The organism is Glycomyces arizonensis DSM 44726, from assembly GCF_000482705.1.
GTDB classification, from domain to species: domain Bacteria; phylum Actinomycetota; class Actinomycetes; order Mycobacteriales; family Micromonosporaceae; genus Glycomyces; species Glycomyces arizonensis.
Map to the genome: position 1 here is coordinate 343,974 of NZ_AXWO01000003.1, position 13,901 is coordinate 357,874.

The following is a 13,901-nucleotide window of genomic DNA, read 5'->3' on the forward strand; positions in this document are numbered from 1 at the left end:
GTCGACATCGCATCGTGGTAGCGCTACCATCAATACATCGATGAATGTGAATTTCACCGCTCGCGCCGGTGATTCGACCACGAAGGGGCAACTCATGAATCGAAGAAGGAGACTCGCGGCGCTCACCGCGGCGGCCGGTGCCGCCGGGCTCGCCGCGGCCACCGCGCTCCTGCTGGCTCCCAGCGCGTCCGCCCAAGGCGAGAGCCTGTGGACGAATCCTTACACCCAGGCGGCCGAATGGGTCGCCGAGAACCCGAACGACTACCGGGCCGACCTGATCGACGAGCGCATCGCGCAGACGCCGGCGGGCACCTGGTTCACCGAGTACAACCCCTCGGAGATCCAGAGCGAGGTCGCCTCCGTGGTCGCCGCGGCCAACGGCAAGGCGCCCACCATGGTCGTCTACAACATCCCCGACCGCGACTGCGGCGGCCACTCCAGCGGCGGCGCCCCCGACCACCAGTCCTACCGCAACTGGATCGACCAGTTCGCCGCCGGCCTGTCCGGTCCGGCCTACATCATCGTCGAACCCGACACCCTGCCCCACGACTGCTCCGACCCCTACCAGCGCAACCAGTCGCTGATCCACGCCGTCCAGGCCCTCAAGGCCGCGTCCTCCCAAGCCCACGTCTACCTCGACATCGGCAACTCGGCCTGGCTCGACCCCGACGTCGCGGCCAGCCGGCTCCAGGGCGCCGGCGTCCAGTACGCCGACGGCTTCGCCATCAACGTCTCCAACTACCGCACCACCCAGGAGGCCACCGACTACGCCCACCAGATCCAGAACATCATCGGTTACGACAAGGGCGCGGTGATCGACACCAGCCGCAACGGCAACGGCCCGCTCTACCCGCCCAACCCGAACGACTGGTGCGACCCGCCCGACCGCGCCCTCGGCAACTATCCGACCACCTCGACCGGTGTCAACGGCATCGACGCCTACCTGTGGGTCAAGCTCCCCGGCGAGGCCGACGGCTGCGCCGGCGCGGCCGGCCAGTTCCTCCCCGACCTGGCCTACGAGCTCGCCAACAACGCCGGATCCGACTGGCCCGGCGACATCCCGGACGACGACACCACCGAGCCCGACGACCCCACGACCGAACCGGACGACCCGACCACCGAGCCCGACGACCCGCCCGCCGGTGACTGCACCGCCGAGATCGTCGTCGTCAACAGCTGGGGATCGGGCTGGCAGGGCGATGTGCACATCACCGCCGGCGACGCGTCCCTCAACAGCTGGACCCTCACCTGGACCTGGCCCTCGGGCCAGTCCGTCTCCAGCTCCTGGAACGTCGACCTCTCCCAATCCGGATCGACCGTGACCGCCTCCGACGTCGGCTGGAACGGCGCCATCGCCTCCGGCCAGTCCCGAAACGCCTTCGGCTTCATAGGGAACGGCTCCAGCGCCACGCCGACCGTCGAGTGCAGCGCCTGACCCACGCTTCACTTCACACCCGGTGTCCGGCCTGTGTCGCAGTTGCGGGACCTACACTGACTGTGTGGCACAGACCGAAGCGGCACAGGCCGACACCGTCATCGCTCCGAGCCTGCTCGCGGCCGACTTCGCCCGCCTCGCCGAGGCGGCCGAGTCGGTCGCGGGGGCCGTCGACTGGCTCCACGTCGACGTCATGGACAACCACTTCGTCCCCAACCTCACCCTCGGCCCGCCGGTGGTCAAGTCCCTCAAGGCCGCCACCGACATCCCGCTCGACTGCCACCTCATGATCGAGGACCCCGAGCGGTGGGCCGTCGGCTACGCCGAACTCGGCGCCGCCAACGTCACCTTCCACGCCGAGGCCAGCGCCGACCCCACCACCCTCGCGGGGCGCCTCCGCTCCGCAGGGACCATGGCCGGGCTCGCCATCGACCGCGACACCCCCGTCGAGGACTACCTCGACCTGCTGCCCGAGTTCGACACGCTGCTCATCATGACCATCAAGGCCGGCTTCGGCGGCCAGGAGTTCATGCCCGAGCTGCTCGACAAGGTCCGCACCGCCCGGCGCCACGCCAAGGCCGGGCACCTCCAGCTCCGCATCGAAGTCGACGGCGGCATCGCCGACGACACCATCGCCGCCGCCGCCGAGGCCGGAGCCGACGCCTTCGTCGCCGGGACCGCCGTCTACGGCGCCGACGATCCAGCCGAGGCCTGCCGCCGCCTGCGAGCCCGCGCCGACGCCGCCAGATGAGCCCGCCATGTCCGCACCCCAGCAGTCTCCCCCAACCGCCCGCAACGGGGCGGAACCCGCACCGCAGCCCGCCCCCGACCTGGTCCTCATAGCCGACTCCGACCCCGAGGTCGCCGAGTTCCTCGCCGGGCGCCTGCGCGCCGACGGCTTCGACACCGCGCTGGCGCGCGACGGCTACCAGGCGCTCGCCGGGATCGCCCTGCGCCGCCCGGGCATCGTGCTGCTGGAGGCCGACCTGCCGTTCATCGACGGCCTCGCCCTGACCAGGCAGCTGCGCTCCGACCCCGCCACGGCCAGCCTGCCGATCATCCTGGTCTGCGCCCAGCCCACCTCGGCCGACAAGATCGCCGGGCTCAAGGCCGGCGCCGACGACTACGTCGCCAAGCCCTTCGACCCCGCCGAGGTCTCGGCCCGCATCGACTCGGCGATCCGCCGCCACCGCGAGATCCGCGAGTCCTCCCCGCTGACCGGCATGCCCGGCAACGACCGCATCCTGCGCGAGCTGACCTCCTGGATCAGACGCGGCGACCCGTTCGCCCTGTGCTACATCGACATCGATCACTTCAAGGCGGTCAACGACGTCTACGGGTTCGTGCGCGGCGACGAGTTCATCAGGGGGCTGGCCGAATGCGTCTACACGGCCGCCGGCGACGCGGGCGCCGCGCCGGTGTTCCTCGGCCACGTCGGCGGCGACGACTTCACGATCCTGTGCACCCCCGGCCACGCCCGCCCCGTCACCGACTTCCTCAACGACCACTTCGCCGCCCGCGTGCGGCAGCTGTGCGATCCGATCGACGCCGAGCGCGGCTACATCGAGCACACCGACCGGGCCCGGCGCGTCACCCGCTCGCGCCTGCCCACCCTCTCGATCGGGGTCGCCCTGTCGACCCGCCGGCCCTTCACCGACGCCTACGAGGCCGTCGCCGAGGCCACCGCCCTCAAGAGCATCGCGAAATCCCACGCCGGGACCTACGTCGCCTTCCCCGACGGGCGGGCCCCGAGCGTCAAGCGCCGCCCCGTCTTCTGGGCCGACGACCGCTGAGGCGCCGCCGGTCACACCGCGACCGGGCGCGAATGAGACAACACTCACGGAATAGGGACCGCTCACTGCGGCCGTGGCACAATTCTGAGTAGCAAACGCGCGTCAGCGGGGTCGGTGAAATTCCGAGCCGGCGGTGAGCGGCCCAGCGCCGCGAGTCCGCGACCCGTCCGCAGCCAGCGGACGGTTGACCTGGTGAGAATCCAGGACCGACGGTCAAAGTCCGGATGGGAGCAGACGCGTCGCACGGCCCGGGCCTTCTCGGGCTGTCGCGAGCCTTTCCTCGACCCCGCCTGCGCGTGTAGGACAACCAGCAGGTAAAGGGGTCACCCGATGTTCACGGGAATCGTCGAGGAACTCGGCGAAGTCGTCAAGGCAGGCGAATCGAGCCTGTCCATCCGCGGTCCGCTCGTCACCTCCGACGTCGGCTTCGGCGACTCGATCGCCGTCAACGGCGTCTGCCTGACCGTCATCGCCCTCGAAGGCGACGTCTTCACCGCCGACGTGATGGCCGAGACCTACCGCCGCACCGTCATCGGCGACCTCGCTCCGGGCGACCGGGTCAACCTCGAACGCGCCGCCACCCTCACCACCCGCCTCGGCGGCCACCTCGTCCAAGGCCACGTCGACGGCGTCGGCGAGATCCTCAAACGGGAGCCCGCCGCGGAGTGGGAGGAAGTGTCCTTCCGCCTGCCGCCCGGCCTGGCCAAGTACGTCGTCGAAAAGGGATCGATCGCCATCGACGGCACCTCCCTGACCGTCGCCGCCGTCGACGGCGACGAGTTCACCGTCGGCCTCATCCCCGCCACCCTCGAAGCGACCACCCTGGGCCGCAAGCAGGCCGGCGACCCGGTCCACATCGAGACCGACGTGACCGCCAAGCACATCGAGAAACTCCTGCAGCACACCGAGGAAGGAAGCGCGCGATGAGCGACATCCGCACCGATGGCGTCGAAGAGGCCATCGCCGACATCGCCGCGGGCAGGGCCGTCATCGTCGCCGACGACGAGCACCGCGAGAACGAGGGCGACCTCATCTTCGCCGCCGAGGACGCCACGCCCGAACTGCTGGCCCTGACCGTCCGCCACACCGGCGGCTACATCTGCGTGGCCATGCCCGGCGAGACCGCCGACCGGCTCGAGCTGCCCCCCGCCTACCACACCAACCAGGACTACAAGGGCACCGCGTTCGCCGTCTCGGTCGACGCCCGCAACGGCGTGACCACCGGCATCTCGGCCGCCGACCGCGCCCGCACCATCCGGGTGCTCGGCGACCCGGCCACCGCCGCGAGCGACCTCAACCGCCCCGGCCACGTCGTCCCGCTGCGCGCCCGCGAGGGCGGCGTCATGGTCCGCGCCGGGCACACCGAGGCCGCCGTCGACCTCGCCCGCCTCGCCGGGAAGGCCCCCGTCGGCGCCCTCTCGGAGCTGGTGAACGACGACGGCACCATGATGCGCCTGCCCGAGCTGCGGGCCTTCGCCGACGAGTACGGCCTCAAGCTCATCACCGTCGCCGAGCTCGCCGCCTGGCGCCAGCGGCACGAGACCCACGTCAGGCGCCTCGCCGAGGCCCGCCTGCCGCTGGAGGCCGGGGAGTTCACCGCCGTCGGCTACCGCGCCCTCTACGACGGCCACGAGCACGTCGCGCTCGTCAAGGGCGACATCGGCGACGGCCTGGACGTCCTCGTCCGCGTCCACTCCGAGTGCCTCACCGGCGACGCCTTCGGCTCGCTGCGCTGCGACTGCGGTCCGCAGCTCCAGGCCGCGCTGCGCGCGGTCGAGGACGAGGGCCGCGGCGTCGTGCTCTACATGCGCGGCCACGAGGGCCGCGGCATCGGCCTGGTCCACAAGCTCCAGGCCTACCAGCTCCAGGACAACGGCCGCGACACCGTCGACGCCAACCTCGAACTGGGCCTGCCCGCCGACGCCCGCGACTGGGTGACCGGCGCGCAGATCCTCGCCGACCTCGGCATCAAGTCGATGCGCCTCTTGACCAACAACCCGGACAAGCGCGCCGGGATCGAGGGCCACGGCCTGGAGGTCCTCGACCGGGTCGCCCTGCCGACCCACACCACGTCCGACAACCTCGCCTACCTGACGACCAAGCGCGACCGCATGGGCCACCTGCTGGAGGACCTGCCGCCGCTCGTGCCCGTCCAGACCGCCGAGGAGGCCGCCTGACATGGCCGGACACGGAGCCCCCGAGATCGTCGTCCCCGACGCCTCGGGCCTGACGCTCGGCATCGCCGCCACGAACTGGAACGCCGAACTGGTCGAGCAGATGCTCGGGCGCGCCCGCACGGCCGCGGCCGACGCGGGGTGCGCCGAGCCGGTGGTGCTGCGCGTGGCCGGGGCGGTCGAGCTGCCGATCGCCGCCCAGGCCCTCGCCAGGCGCTTCGACGCGGTGGTCGCGCTCGGCGTCGTCATCCGCGGCGGCACCGCCCATTTCGAATACGTGTGCAAATCCGTCACCGAAGGGCTCACGCGTGTGGCGCTCGACGAGTCGACGCCGGTGGCCCAGGGGGTCCTGACCGTCGACGACCTCGATCAGGCCGTCGCCAGGGCCGGGTACCGGGACTCGACCGAGGACAAGGGCTACGAGGCGGTGATCGCCGCGCTCGGCGCGGCCCTGGCCGTCCGCTCGCTGTCCTGACTCGACGCGACAAGGGGCGCTCGCCATTGCGAGCGCCCCTTGCGTTGTGGTCGAACCGAAGCCTTTGGGTCGGTCACGACCGACTTCGGACACTTCCGCCCACTTGCGATCGCTCGACGCCACTGCGACCCGGCGTCACTGAAAGCGCTGCTCAGAAACCCCGAAAAAGTGTGATCTGCGTCGCACGGTTGTAGAGTTGGCCCTAACGTCGTAGTGAAATCATCACCCTGTGTGCATGGGTGCTGGCCAGGCCGGCGTCAGTCCATCTTGGGGATGGATCGAGCGGAAATCCACTCATGAGCGGCCTGGCGGCAGAGACGACTCACAGGTGGGAGGAAGCTGTGTTCACAGGCATTCGCGAGCTCACGGTCGACGAGGGCGCACGAGCGGTGCTCGGCGCCGGAGACCAGATCTCGGATGGGGCCGACAGACGGCCGCTGCGGGTGGCGATGGTCGTGCCGCCGTACTTCTCGATTCCCCCCGGCGGCTACGGCGGCGTCGAGTCCGTCGTGGCCGACCTGACCGACGCGCTCATCAAGCGCGGCCACCACGTGACGCTCATCGGCGTCGGCGAGAACGGCACCAACGCCGACCTCGTCTCGGTCTGGCCCCGCCCGATCCCGGAGCGGCTCGGCGAGCCGATGCCCGAGATCCTGCAGGCGGCGCTGGCCCGCAATGCCATTCGCGAACTCGCCACCGGACCGGGCCTGGACATCGTCCACGAGCACACCGGCGCCGGACCGCTCAACGCGATCGCCTACGAAGCCCTGGGCCTGCCCACGGTGGTGACCATGCACGGCCCCGTCGACGAGGACCTGCACACGTTCTACCAGGCCGTCGGCAAGGAGATCGAGCTCGTCGCCATCTCCGAGCGGCAACGCGAACTCGCGCCCGGCCTCAACTGGGCCGGGATGGTGCACAACGCCATCAGCACCGAGACCTTCCCGTTCCGGCGCGACAAGGGACGCTACGGCCTGTTCCTGGGCCGGTTCCACCCGAACAAGGCGCCGCACCTGGCCCTGGAGGCCGCGCACGCCGTCGGGATGCCGCTCATCCTCGCCGGCAAGTGCGCCGAAGCGATCGAAAAGGACTACTTCGAGCGTGAGGTCAAGCCGCGCTTGACCTCTGAGGACATCGTCTTCGGTGAGGCCGACTCCCAGGACAAGCGGCGGCTGTTCGCCGAAGCGCGCTGCCTGCTGTTCCCGGTGCAGTGGGAAGAACCGTTCGGCATGGTTATGATCGAAGCCATGGCATGCGGTACACCGGTGGTCGCGCTCCGTGGCGGCGCCGTCCCCGAGGTCGTCGTCGACGGCAGCACGGGGTACGTCTGCGACCATCCGTCCGAACTGGCCGACGCGCTGCGCCGGCTCGACCGCATCAGTCCCGAGCAGTGCCGCAGGCGCGTCGCCGAGCACTTCGACATCTCCGGGCTCGGCACGGCCTATGAGGACGTCTACCGGCGCGTCCTGCGCGACAAGCAGGCAGCCGCCGAGACCCAGCCGAGGCTGCGCCGCGGCTACGTCGACCTGGACACCGGTCTCGACCGGCGCCACGGCCGCGAACGACAGGCGGTGGCCCGCGGGAGCCGCCCGCCGCTGAGCAACCGAGTCGCCGACCGCCCGCGCTCGGCAGGAGCCGCATGACCTTGAACAGCGATTCCGGGTCGGCACGGCCTCAGGCGTTCAACACGACTGAGCCCGTGCCGACCCAGGGCAACACCGAGGTGGTCACTCTCGTGGAGGGGGCCACCTTCTGCCTGTCCGACCGCAACGGCGACGTCACTCCCGGCGCGGCGCAGGGCCTGTTCGTGCGCGACGCCCGCGTGCTCTCGCGCTGGCAGCTGCATCTGGACGGGCGCCGCCTGCAGCCGCTGACCGTGCTCGGCATGGACGCCTTCGCCGGGAAGTTCGTGCTGCGCCGCCCGCCCCTGCCCGGCAAGGCCGACAGCACGGTCCTGGTGATCCGCGAGCGCCTCGTCGGCGACGGCCTGCGCGAGACGATCACCATCCGCAACCTCGGACGCGAGGCCACCTCGTGCGCGGTCACGCTCCTCATCGACGCCGACTTCGCCGACCTGTTCGCCGTCAAGGAGGGCCGCGTCTCGACCGGCGGTTCCGACGGCGCCGCGAACGGCGCGGAGCTGTGGCTGACCGCCCACTCCGACGTCGGCCGCCAGCTGCGCATCAGCGCCACGGCCGATCCCGACGCCACGCCCGGCGCGCTGAGCTGGAACGTCGTGGTGGGCCCGCACGGGCGGTGGACCTCGGAGATCGTGGCCGAGCCGGTCGTCGCCGGCCGGAAGCTCACGCCCGGCTTCGAGCGCGGCGAGAAGGTCGGCGCGAGCGCCGCGGCCCGCAAGATGGAGGCCTGGCGCCAGGGCAGCACCCCCATCGAGGTCGACGACGCGGCGACGGCGGCGGTGCTGGCCCAGACCGAGACCGACCTGGGGGCGCTCCAGATCTCCGACGAGCGCACCGGCACGCCGTTCGTGGCCGCGGGCGCGCCGTGGTTCATGACCCTGTTCGGCCGCGACAGCCTCCTGACCGCCTGGATGGCGCTGCCGCTCGACGCCGGTCTGGCGATGGGGACACTCGAGATCCTGGCCGCCACGCAGGGCCGGCGGGTGAACCCCTGCAACGATGAGGAGCCCGGGCGAATCCTCCACGAGCTGCGGCTCGGCCCCGAGAGCAAGCACGCGCTCGGCGGCAACCACTACTACGGCAGCGTCGACGCCACGCCGCTGTTCGTGATGCTCCTGGTCGAGGCCTGGCGCTGGGGCGCCGACACCGAGACCGTCCGGCGGCTGCTCCCGGCCGCCGACGCGGCCCTGGAGTGGATCGAGCAGTACGGCGACCGCGACGGCGACGGCTTCATCGAATACCAGCGGGCCACCGACCAGGGCCTGCTCAACCAGGGCTGGAAGGACAGCTTCGACGCGATCAGCTTCGCCGACGGCAGCCCCGGCAACACGCCGATCGCGCTGTGCGAGGTCCAGGGGTACGCCTACGCCGCCTGGCAGGCGAGGGCCGAACTGGCCGACGCGTTCGAGGACCCCGAGACCGCCCGGCACTGCCGCAGCAGGGCCGAGCAGCTGCGCGAGGCCTTCGCCGAGCGGTTCTGGCTGCCCGACCGCGGCTGGTACGCCCTGGCGCTGGACGGCGCCAAGCACCCGGTCGACTCGCTCACCAGCAACGCCGCGCACGCGCTGTGGACCGGCATCGCCGACGACGAGCACGCCGAGGAGCTCATCGCACACCTGTCCACTGAGGACATGGACACCGGCTACGGGCTGCGGACCATGTCGAAGGCGATGACGGCGTACAACCCGATGAGCTACCACAACGGCTCGGTCTGGCCGCACGACACGGCGATCGCCACCGCCGGACTGCTGCGCTACGCCCACCTGCCCGGCGCCGTCAAGCTCGCGCACCGGCTCCTGGGCGGCCTGCTCGACGCCGCGACCGCGTTCGGCGACCGCCTGCCCGAGCTGTTCTGCGGCTTCGACCGCGACCAGTTCTCGCCGCCGCTGCCGTACCCGTCGTCGTGCTCGCCACAGGCCTGGGCCGCGGCCACGCCGCTGCTCCTGGTGCGGTCGACGCTCGGCCTGGAGCCGAACGTGCCGGGGCGCACGCTGCGACTGGCGCCGCACCTTCCCGAGCGCTGGGGCCGCCTGGCCGTGTCCGAGCTGCGGCTCGGCTCGGCGAAGGTCCAGATCAGCGCCGAAGGCCGCCGCGCCGAGGTGCAGGGACTGCCCTCGGACTGGACCCTGGACAACGCCCACGGCCTCGCTTAGGGCCCGCTCAAGAGCCCTGGACGGGGACCGCCGCGCGGCGGCCCTCCGGACGCGGCACCGCCGACCTCATTCGCCCTTGCGGATCTCCTCGACGGCCGCCCGGAAGGCCGGAGCGGCGCGGGCGAAGTAGTCGGCGAGCACCGCGATCTGGTCGGGGTCGAAGGAGGCGAAGATCGCCTCCAGGTTCCGCCGTGCGGGGGACAGGGCCGCGTCGAGGTCGACGCCGTCGGACTCGACGGCCTCCACCAGCACCCGCCGCCGGTCCTCGGGGTCGAGCACGCGGCGCACCAGGCCGCGCTGTTCGAGCCGGTCGATGAGCCGGGTGGTGGCGCCCGTCGTCAGACCCGTCCTGACCGCCAGCTCACCCGAGGTCAGTCGCCCTTCGAGCGCGAGGGCGCCCATCGCGTACAGGTCGGTCGGGCCCATGCCGAGCGCCTGCGCCGTCGCCAGGCCGTGCAGGACCACCGCGTTGAGGTAGCGGGGGTAGACCTCGCCCAGCGCGGCCAGATCGGGCCTTGACGACTCCACGGCAGCCTCCTATAGTTAATATCTGCATTGAAGCAGATAATGAATTGACACAACTTCTGTGTCGTCCAAACTACCAGGAGACCACCCGCATGGACACCGAGACTCAGGCGATCGCCGACCTCATCCACTCCACCGCCGCGGCCTGGGGCGACGGCGACGCCCGCGCCTACGCCGAGCACTTCACCGCCGACGCCAGCTACACCACTTGGGTGGGCACCCTCTACCAGGGCCGTGAGGAGATCGCCCGCTCGCACGAGGCGCTCTTCGCGAAGTTCACCAAGGGCACCCGCCTCGCCGACGAGATCCTCGACGTCCGCTTCTACGGTGCCGATGCGGCGGTGGTCAACACCCGCGGCGAGATCTACAAGGGCGAGGCTCGCCCCGCGGCCGAGAAGATGAGCAAGGTCCAGACCTACACCGTCGTGCGCGAGGAAGGCGGCTGGAAGATCGCGGCGTTCCAGAACACCAAGCGCAAGGCCCTCATGGAGAAGATCTCCTTCAAGTTCGCCCCCGAGACCGTCCCGGCTGGGCACTAGGGGTGGGGTGGAACGAGGCCGGACACCGTCTCGGCCTGGCCCACACCATCCCTAGTGCCCGACCGGGACGGCCCGTTCAGGCCGAGGCGTCGACGCGCGCGAAGTAGGCGTCGACCAGCGGCTTGCCGATGCCCCGCATCCACTCCTCGAAGCCGAGCAGACCGGGGTGGATTGCTCGCAGCGGTTCGATGTCGAGTCGCATCGGGTTCTCGTTGATCGCGGTGAGCGTCTCGGCCGACGACGGGCTGACCTCGCGCAGCCGCTCGATCGGGATCGCCACGTAGGGCACCTCCCGGCCGGTCACCCGACTGATGAGCGCGGCCTTTTCGGCCTGCGTCATCTCGTCCCCGGCCAGCGCATACGCCTCGCCGCGGTGCCGCTCGGGGTCTTCGAAGGCCAGCGCGGCGAACACGCCGATGTCGTCCGCCGCGATGAGCTGCTCGGGCGTGTCGGCCCACAGGGCCGTGACCAGCCTGCCGCCCTGGAGCTCGCGCGGGGAGTCGAACGTATTCTCCATGAACGCCGTCGGGCGCAGGACGGTCAGCGACAGCCCCGTCTCGCGCCACGCCTCCTCGGCGGCCGCCTTGAGCCGCAGCATGGGGATCTTCGACACCATCGGACTGCCGGCGCCGACCGACGAGGAGTGCACGACGTGCGCCACCCCCGCGGCCTTGGACGCGGCGCCGAGCTTGGCGGCGGTGCGGACCTCATGGTCGCCGTCGTGGCCGTAGGGGCCGCCTTCATAGCCGCCCGGGTGGACGCTGAAGACGCCCCAGGCCCCCGTGGCGGCCGCGTCGAGCGAGTCGCGGTCGTCGAGGTCGCCGGTCACGACCTCGATCCCGGTATCGGCCAGCGCCTTCGCGCGCTCGCTCTCGGCGTCGCGGGTGAGTGCGCGGACTCTCCAGCCGTCGGCCAGCAGCCGGGAGGCGACGGCACCGCCCTGCCGCCCGGTGGCGCCGGTGACCAGGATGAGGCGGTCGTTGGGTGTCATGGCAGTTCCTTTCCGTTTCGAGGGCCGCCGGATAGTATCGGAAATTGCGACCCGCTTCCTGAAGCGGAACACTACACCCGTTTAAGTTCGACGCATGAGAGGGGACCGTCCGTGGCCGACGCGGTGCAGCGAGCCGAACGCGCTGACGCCCAGCGCAACCGGCAACGCGTCCTGGAAGTGGCCGACCGGCTGTTCGCCGAGCGCGGTACGGCGGTGACCCTGGGGGAGATCGCCACCGCCGCGGGCGTCGGCGCCGGGACGGTCTACCGGCATTTCCCCACCAAGGACGCCTTGATGGCGACCGTGCTCGACCGCCGGACCGAGCAGCTCACGGAGTGGGGCCGCAGGGTGCGGGCCGAGCTCCCGCCCGGGGAGGCGTTCTTCGCGTTCCTGCGGCACGTGGCCGATCACGCCTTCGCCAACCGGGCCATCTGCGAGGCGCTGGCCTCGCGGGGCGACTGGCACCAGCCGCTGCGGACCGGCGAAGGCGGGTGCAGGGTCGACTCGCCGCTGGCCCTCATGCTGAAGGAAGCGCAGCGTGCGGGCGCTATCAGGGGCGATCTGGGAGCCGAGGACGCGCGGGCCATGATGCTGGGCTACGTGGCCATGGCCCAGGTGCTCAACTCTTCCGAGCGCGCGGGGCACCTGGCCGAGATCATGTGGGGCGCCCTGCGCCCGCAGGGGCAACGAAACTCCGAGTCTCGTAACGAAACGTCGCTCGTCTCTGAGGATCGTAACGAAACTACGGCGACCAATGGTAACGAAACCGCCCACCGCTGCCGCGCCTGCGGCGGCCCCATCGCCGCCGCCGGGACCGGCCGCCCGCCCAAGTACTGCTCGGCGGCCTGCCGCCAGAGGGCCTTCCGAGAGAAGCGCAAGGCCGCGGCCCCCGCGGCCGCGCCCGCAGGGCCGTGAGGGCCGCGTCCGGTCCGAACCGTCAGACCGACAGCGAGTAGCTGTTGACGCGGAAGTCGTGCCCGCCCGCCGAGGAGGTGATCTCCCAGCCGAACTGGATCTGGTCGATGCGCACCTCGGGCATGTGGCCGCTGCTGACCAGCCACTGGCACATGGCGGTGATGTCCACCCACGAGTTCGTGGTGTGCGTGTGCGCCAGGAAGCTGTAGACGGCGTTGGAGCCGTTGCTGCCCTTGTGGAAGTCCCAGTTGCGCCCGCCGAGGTTGACGCTGGCGACCTGGCCGCCGATCGGGCCGACGGGGCCGTACCAGTTGGTCCAGATCATGATCTCGTGCTCGTGGCCGTTGCCCCACACGTCGTAGGCGGTGTTGTAGGCCAGGCCCGAGCCGCTCGGGACGGTGACGTTGTGGGAGCTGGAGACGCTGCCCATGCTCCAGACGTTGCGGCCGAGGGTGTAGGACACGTTCGGGTAGGACTTGATGCCGCCGGTGTTCGGGTGGTCGGCCCACACGCCCCAGTTGCTCGGGGAGTTGGCCCAGATGGACTGGTACCCGGCGCCGGAGCCCCAGATGTTGTTGTAGAGCGTGTAGGGGCCCGACTGCCACTGGGCCCATCGGTCCGAGGAGGACCACGTGGCGGCCTGCGCCGGGGCCTGGAGGCCGCCGACGGCGGCCGCGGCGGCGAGCGGGGCGGCCAGGGCGGTCGTGAGGAGAGACCTGCGTCGCATGGAGTGCTGCCTTTCTCGGTTGTTCCTGTTATCGACGACATTTACAAATGTCGATTGATTAATTAGACCACACGACCAAATTAATGTCCAGCCTGCCCCGCCCCGACCAGCACGGGAAGCGAATCCTCGATCCCGCCCCCGTGTCGGCGGCCGTTTCCGGCGCGCTCCGCCGCTCCGACCGTCCCGCCTGGCGGCACCCGCGCGTATCGGCGTCGCGACCGAGCGGGAAGGCACGTAGAATTCCCTGCCGTGAAGACCTTCGAGCAGCTCTACGCCGAACTCGCCGAGAAAGCACTCACCCGCCCCGAGGGCTCGGGAACCGTCGCCGCCCTCGACGCGGGCGTCCATGCCATCGGCAAGAAGATCGTGGAAGAAGCCGCCGAGGTCTGGATGGCCGCCGAGCACGAATCGGACGACGCCGCCGCAGAGGAGATCTCCCAGCTGCTCTACCACCTGCAGGTCATGATGATCGCCAAGGGCATCGCCCTCGACGACGTCTACAAGCACCTCTAGCCGGCGGCACATCTCCGAAAG

The 13,901-nt window shown here is 70.9% G+C and carries 14 protein-coding genes and 1 riboswitch; of the genes, 11 read left to right on the top strand and 3 right to left on the bottom strand.

What is annotated here, in order from left to right; genetic code table 11:
* Positions 1 to 94 precede the first annotated feature (94 nt).
* The 8 genes from H613_RS0105925 (at position 95) to H613_RS0105960 (ending at position 9,670) form a co-directional block, all read left to right on the top strand.
* Entirely contained in the window at positions 95 to 1,435 is a 1,341-nt protein-coding gene (locus H613_RS0105925; protein ID WP_026923096.1) for a glycoside hydrolase family 6 protein, read from the top strand.
* 64 nt (positions 1,436 to 1,499) lie between these two features.
* Positions 1,500 to 2,186 (top strand): ribulose-phosphate 3-epimerase, encoded by a 687-nt coding sequence (gene rpe / locus H613_RS0105930; RefSeq protein WP_026923097.1) that lies wholly within the window; start codon positions 1,500 to 1,502, stop codon positions 2,184 to 2,186.
* Between the two features lie 7 nt (positions 2,187 to 2,193).
* A complete protein-coding gene (locus tag H613_RS24660; protein WP_084546381.1) occupies positions 2,194 to 3,228 on the top strand; it encodes a response regulator in 1,035 nt (344 codons plus the stop codon).
* Positions 3,229 to 3,325: 97 nt separating this feature from the next.
* Positions 3,326 to 3,468, top strand: a riboswitch (FMN riboswitch).
* A 90-nt stretch (positions 3,469 to 3,558) separates the two neighbouring features.
* Positions 3,559 to 4,155 (top strand): riboflavin synthase, encoded by a 597-nt coding sequence (locus H613_RS0105940; protein WP_026923098.1) that lies wholly within the window; start codon positions 3,559 to 3,561, stop codon positions 4,153 to 4,155.
* Complete coding sequence (locus H613_RS0105945; protein WP_026923099.1) at positions 4,152 to 5,405, top strand: bifunctional 3,4-dihydroxy-2-butanone-4-phosphate synthase/GTP cyclohydrolase II; 1,254 nt, start codon at positions 4,152 to 4,154, stop codon at positions 5,403 to 5,405. The genes H613_RS0105940 and H613_RS0105945 overlap by 4 nt, the downstream gene beginning before the upstream one ends.
* Position 5,406: 1 nt before the next feature.
* Positions 5,407 to 5,877 carry a 6,7-dimethyl-8-ribityllumazine synthase gene (gene ribH / locus H613_RS0105950; RefSeq protein ID WP_026923100.1) on the top strand — a complete coding sequence of 157 codons (471 nt, stop codon included), beginning with the start codon at positions 5,407 to 5,409 and terminating at the stop codon, positions 5,875 to 5,877.
* Between the two features lie 449 nt (positions 5,878 to 6,326).
* Positions 6,327 to 7,520, top strand: coding sequence for a glycosyltransferase family 4 protein (locus H613_RS24665; protein ID WP_245598492.1), 1,194 nt, complete (start codon positions 6,327 to 6,329; stop codon positions 7,518 to 7,520).
* The gene (locus H613_RS0105960) at positions 7,517 to 9,670 is read left to right on the top strand and encodes an amylo-alpha-1,6-glucosidase (RefSeq protein ID WP_026923101.1); all 2,154 of its coding nucleotides are present in this window, start codon (positions 7,517 to 7,519) and stop codon (positions 9,668 to 9,670) included. The genes H613_RS24665 and H613_RS0105960 overlap by 4 nt, the downstream gene beginning before the upstream one ends.
* A gap of 66 nt (positions 9,671 to 9,736) precedes the next feature.
* On the opposite strand, the gene H613_RS0105965 is transcribed toward H613_RS0105960, so the two are convergent.
* The gene (locus H613_RS0105965) at positions 9,737 to 10,198 is read right to left on the bottom strand and encodes a MarR family winged helix-turn-helix transcriptional regulator (protein ID WP_245598482.1); all 462 of its coding nucleotides are present in this window, start codon (positions 10,196 to 10,198) and stop codon (positions 9,737 to 9,739) included.
* Positions 10,199 to 10,287: 89 nt separating this feature from the next.
* Here H613_RS0105965 and H613_RS0105970 point away from each other — a divergent pair, with 89 nt between their 5' ends.
* Positions 10,288 to 10,734, top strand: a complete 447-nt coding sequence (locus H613_RS0105970; RefSeq protein WP_035736335.1) for an SgcJ/EcaC family oxidoreductase — start codon at positions 10,288 to 10,290, stop codon at positions 10,732 to 10,734.
* Between the two features lie 76 nt (positions 10,735 to 10,810).
* On the opposite strand, the gene H613_RS0105975 is transcribed toward H613_RS0105970, so the two are convergent.
* Positions 10,811 to 11,725, bottom strand: coding sequence for an NmrA/HSCARG family protein (locus H613_RS0105975; protein WP_026923104.1), 915 nt, complete (start codon positions 11,723 to 11,725; stop codon positions 10,811 to 10,813).
* Between the two features lie 111 nt (positions 11,726 to 11,836).
* Here H613_RS0105975 and H613_RS31640 point away from each other — a divergent pair, with 111 nt between their 5' ends.
* Positions 11,837 to 12,640, top strand: a complete 804-nt coding sequence (locus tag H613_RS31640; RefSeq protein WP_035736342.1) for a TetR/AcrR family transcriptional regulator — start codon at positions 11,837 to 11,839, stop codon at positions 12,638 to 12,640.
* Positions 12,641 to 12,662: 22 nt separating this feature from the next.
* On the opposite strand, the gene H613_RS0105985 is transcribed toward H613_RS31640, so the two are convergent.
* A complete protein-coding gene (locus tag H613_RS0105985) occupies positions 12,663 to 13,367 on the bottom strand; it encodes a GH12 family glycosyl hydrolase domain-containing protein (protein WP_026923105.1) in 705 nt (234 codons plus the stop codon).
* Positions 13,368 to 13,616: 249 nt separating this feature from the next.
* Here H613_RS0105985 and H613_RS0105990 point away from each other — a divergent pair, with 249 nt between their 5' ends.
* Positions 13,617 to 13,880 carry a phosphoribosyl-ATP diphosphatase gene (locus tag H613_RS0105990; RefSeq protein WP_026923106.1) on the top strand — a complete coding sequence of 88 codons (264 nt, stop codon included), beginning with the start codon at positions 13,617 to 13,619 and terminating at the stop codon, positions 13,878 to 13,880.
* Positions 13,881 to 13,901 lie beyond the last annotated feature (21 nt).

What these genes read in the sequence shown, in the direction of transcription:
- H613_RS0105925 (WP_026923096.1), top strand. Translation starts at nt 95, where the DNA reads ATGAATCGAAGAAGGAGACTCGCGGCGCTCACCGCGGCGGCCGGTGCC.
- H613_RS24660 (WP_084546381.1), top strand. Translation starts at nt 2,194, where the DNA reads ATGTCCGCACCCCAGCAGTCTCCCCCAACCGCCCGCAACGGGGCGGAA.
- H613_RS0105940 (WP_026923098.1), top strand. Translation starts at nt 3,559, where the DNA reads ATGTTCACGGGAATCGTCGAGGAACTCGGCGAAGTCGTCAAGGCAGGC.
- H613_RS0105945 (WP_026923099.1), top strand. Translation starts at nt 4,152, where the DNA reads ATGAGCGACATCCGCACCGATGGCGTCGAAGAGGCCATCGCCGACATC.
- ribH (WP_026923100.1), top strand. Translation starts at nt 5,407, where the DNA reads ATGGCCGGACACGGAGCCCCCGAGATCGTCGTCCCCGACGCCTCGGGC.
- H613_RS24665 (WP_245598492.1), top strand. Translation starts at nt 6,327, where the DNA reads ATGGTCGTGCCGCCGTACTTCTCGATTCCCCCCGGCGGCTACGGCGGC.
- H613_RS0105960 (WP_026923101.1), top strand. Translation starts at nt 7,517, where the DNA reads ATGACCTTGAACAGCGATTCCGGGTCGGCACGGCCTCAGGCGTTCAAC.
- H613_RS0105970 (WP_035736335.1), top strand. Translation starts at nt 10,288, where the DNA reads ATGGACACCGAGACTCAGGCGATCGCCGACCTCATCCACTCCACCGCC.
- H613_RS0105975 (WP_026923104.1), bottom strand. Translation starts at nt 11,725, where the DNA reads ATGACACCCAACGACCGCCTCATCCTGGTCACCGGCGCCACCGGGCGG.
- H613_RS0105985 (WP_026923105.1), bottom strand. Translation starts at nt 13,367, where the DNA reads ATGCGACGCAGGTCTCTCCTCACGACCGCCCTGGCCGCCCCGCTCGCC.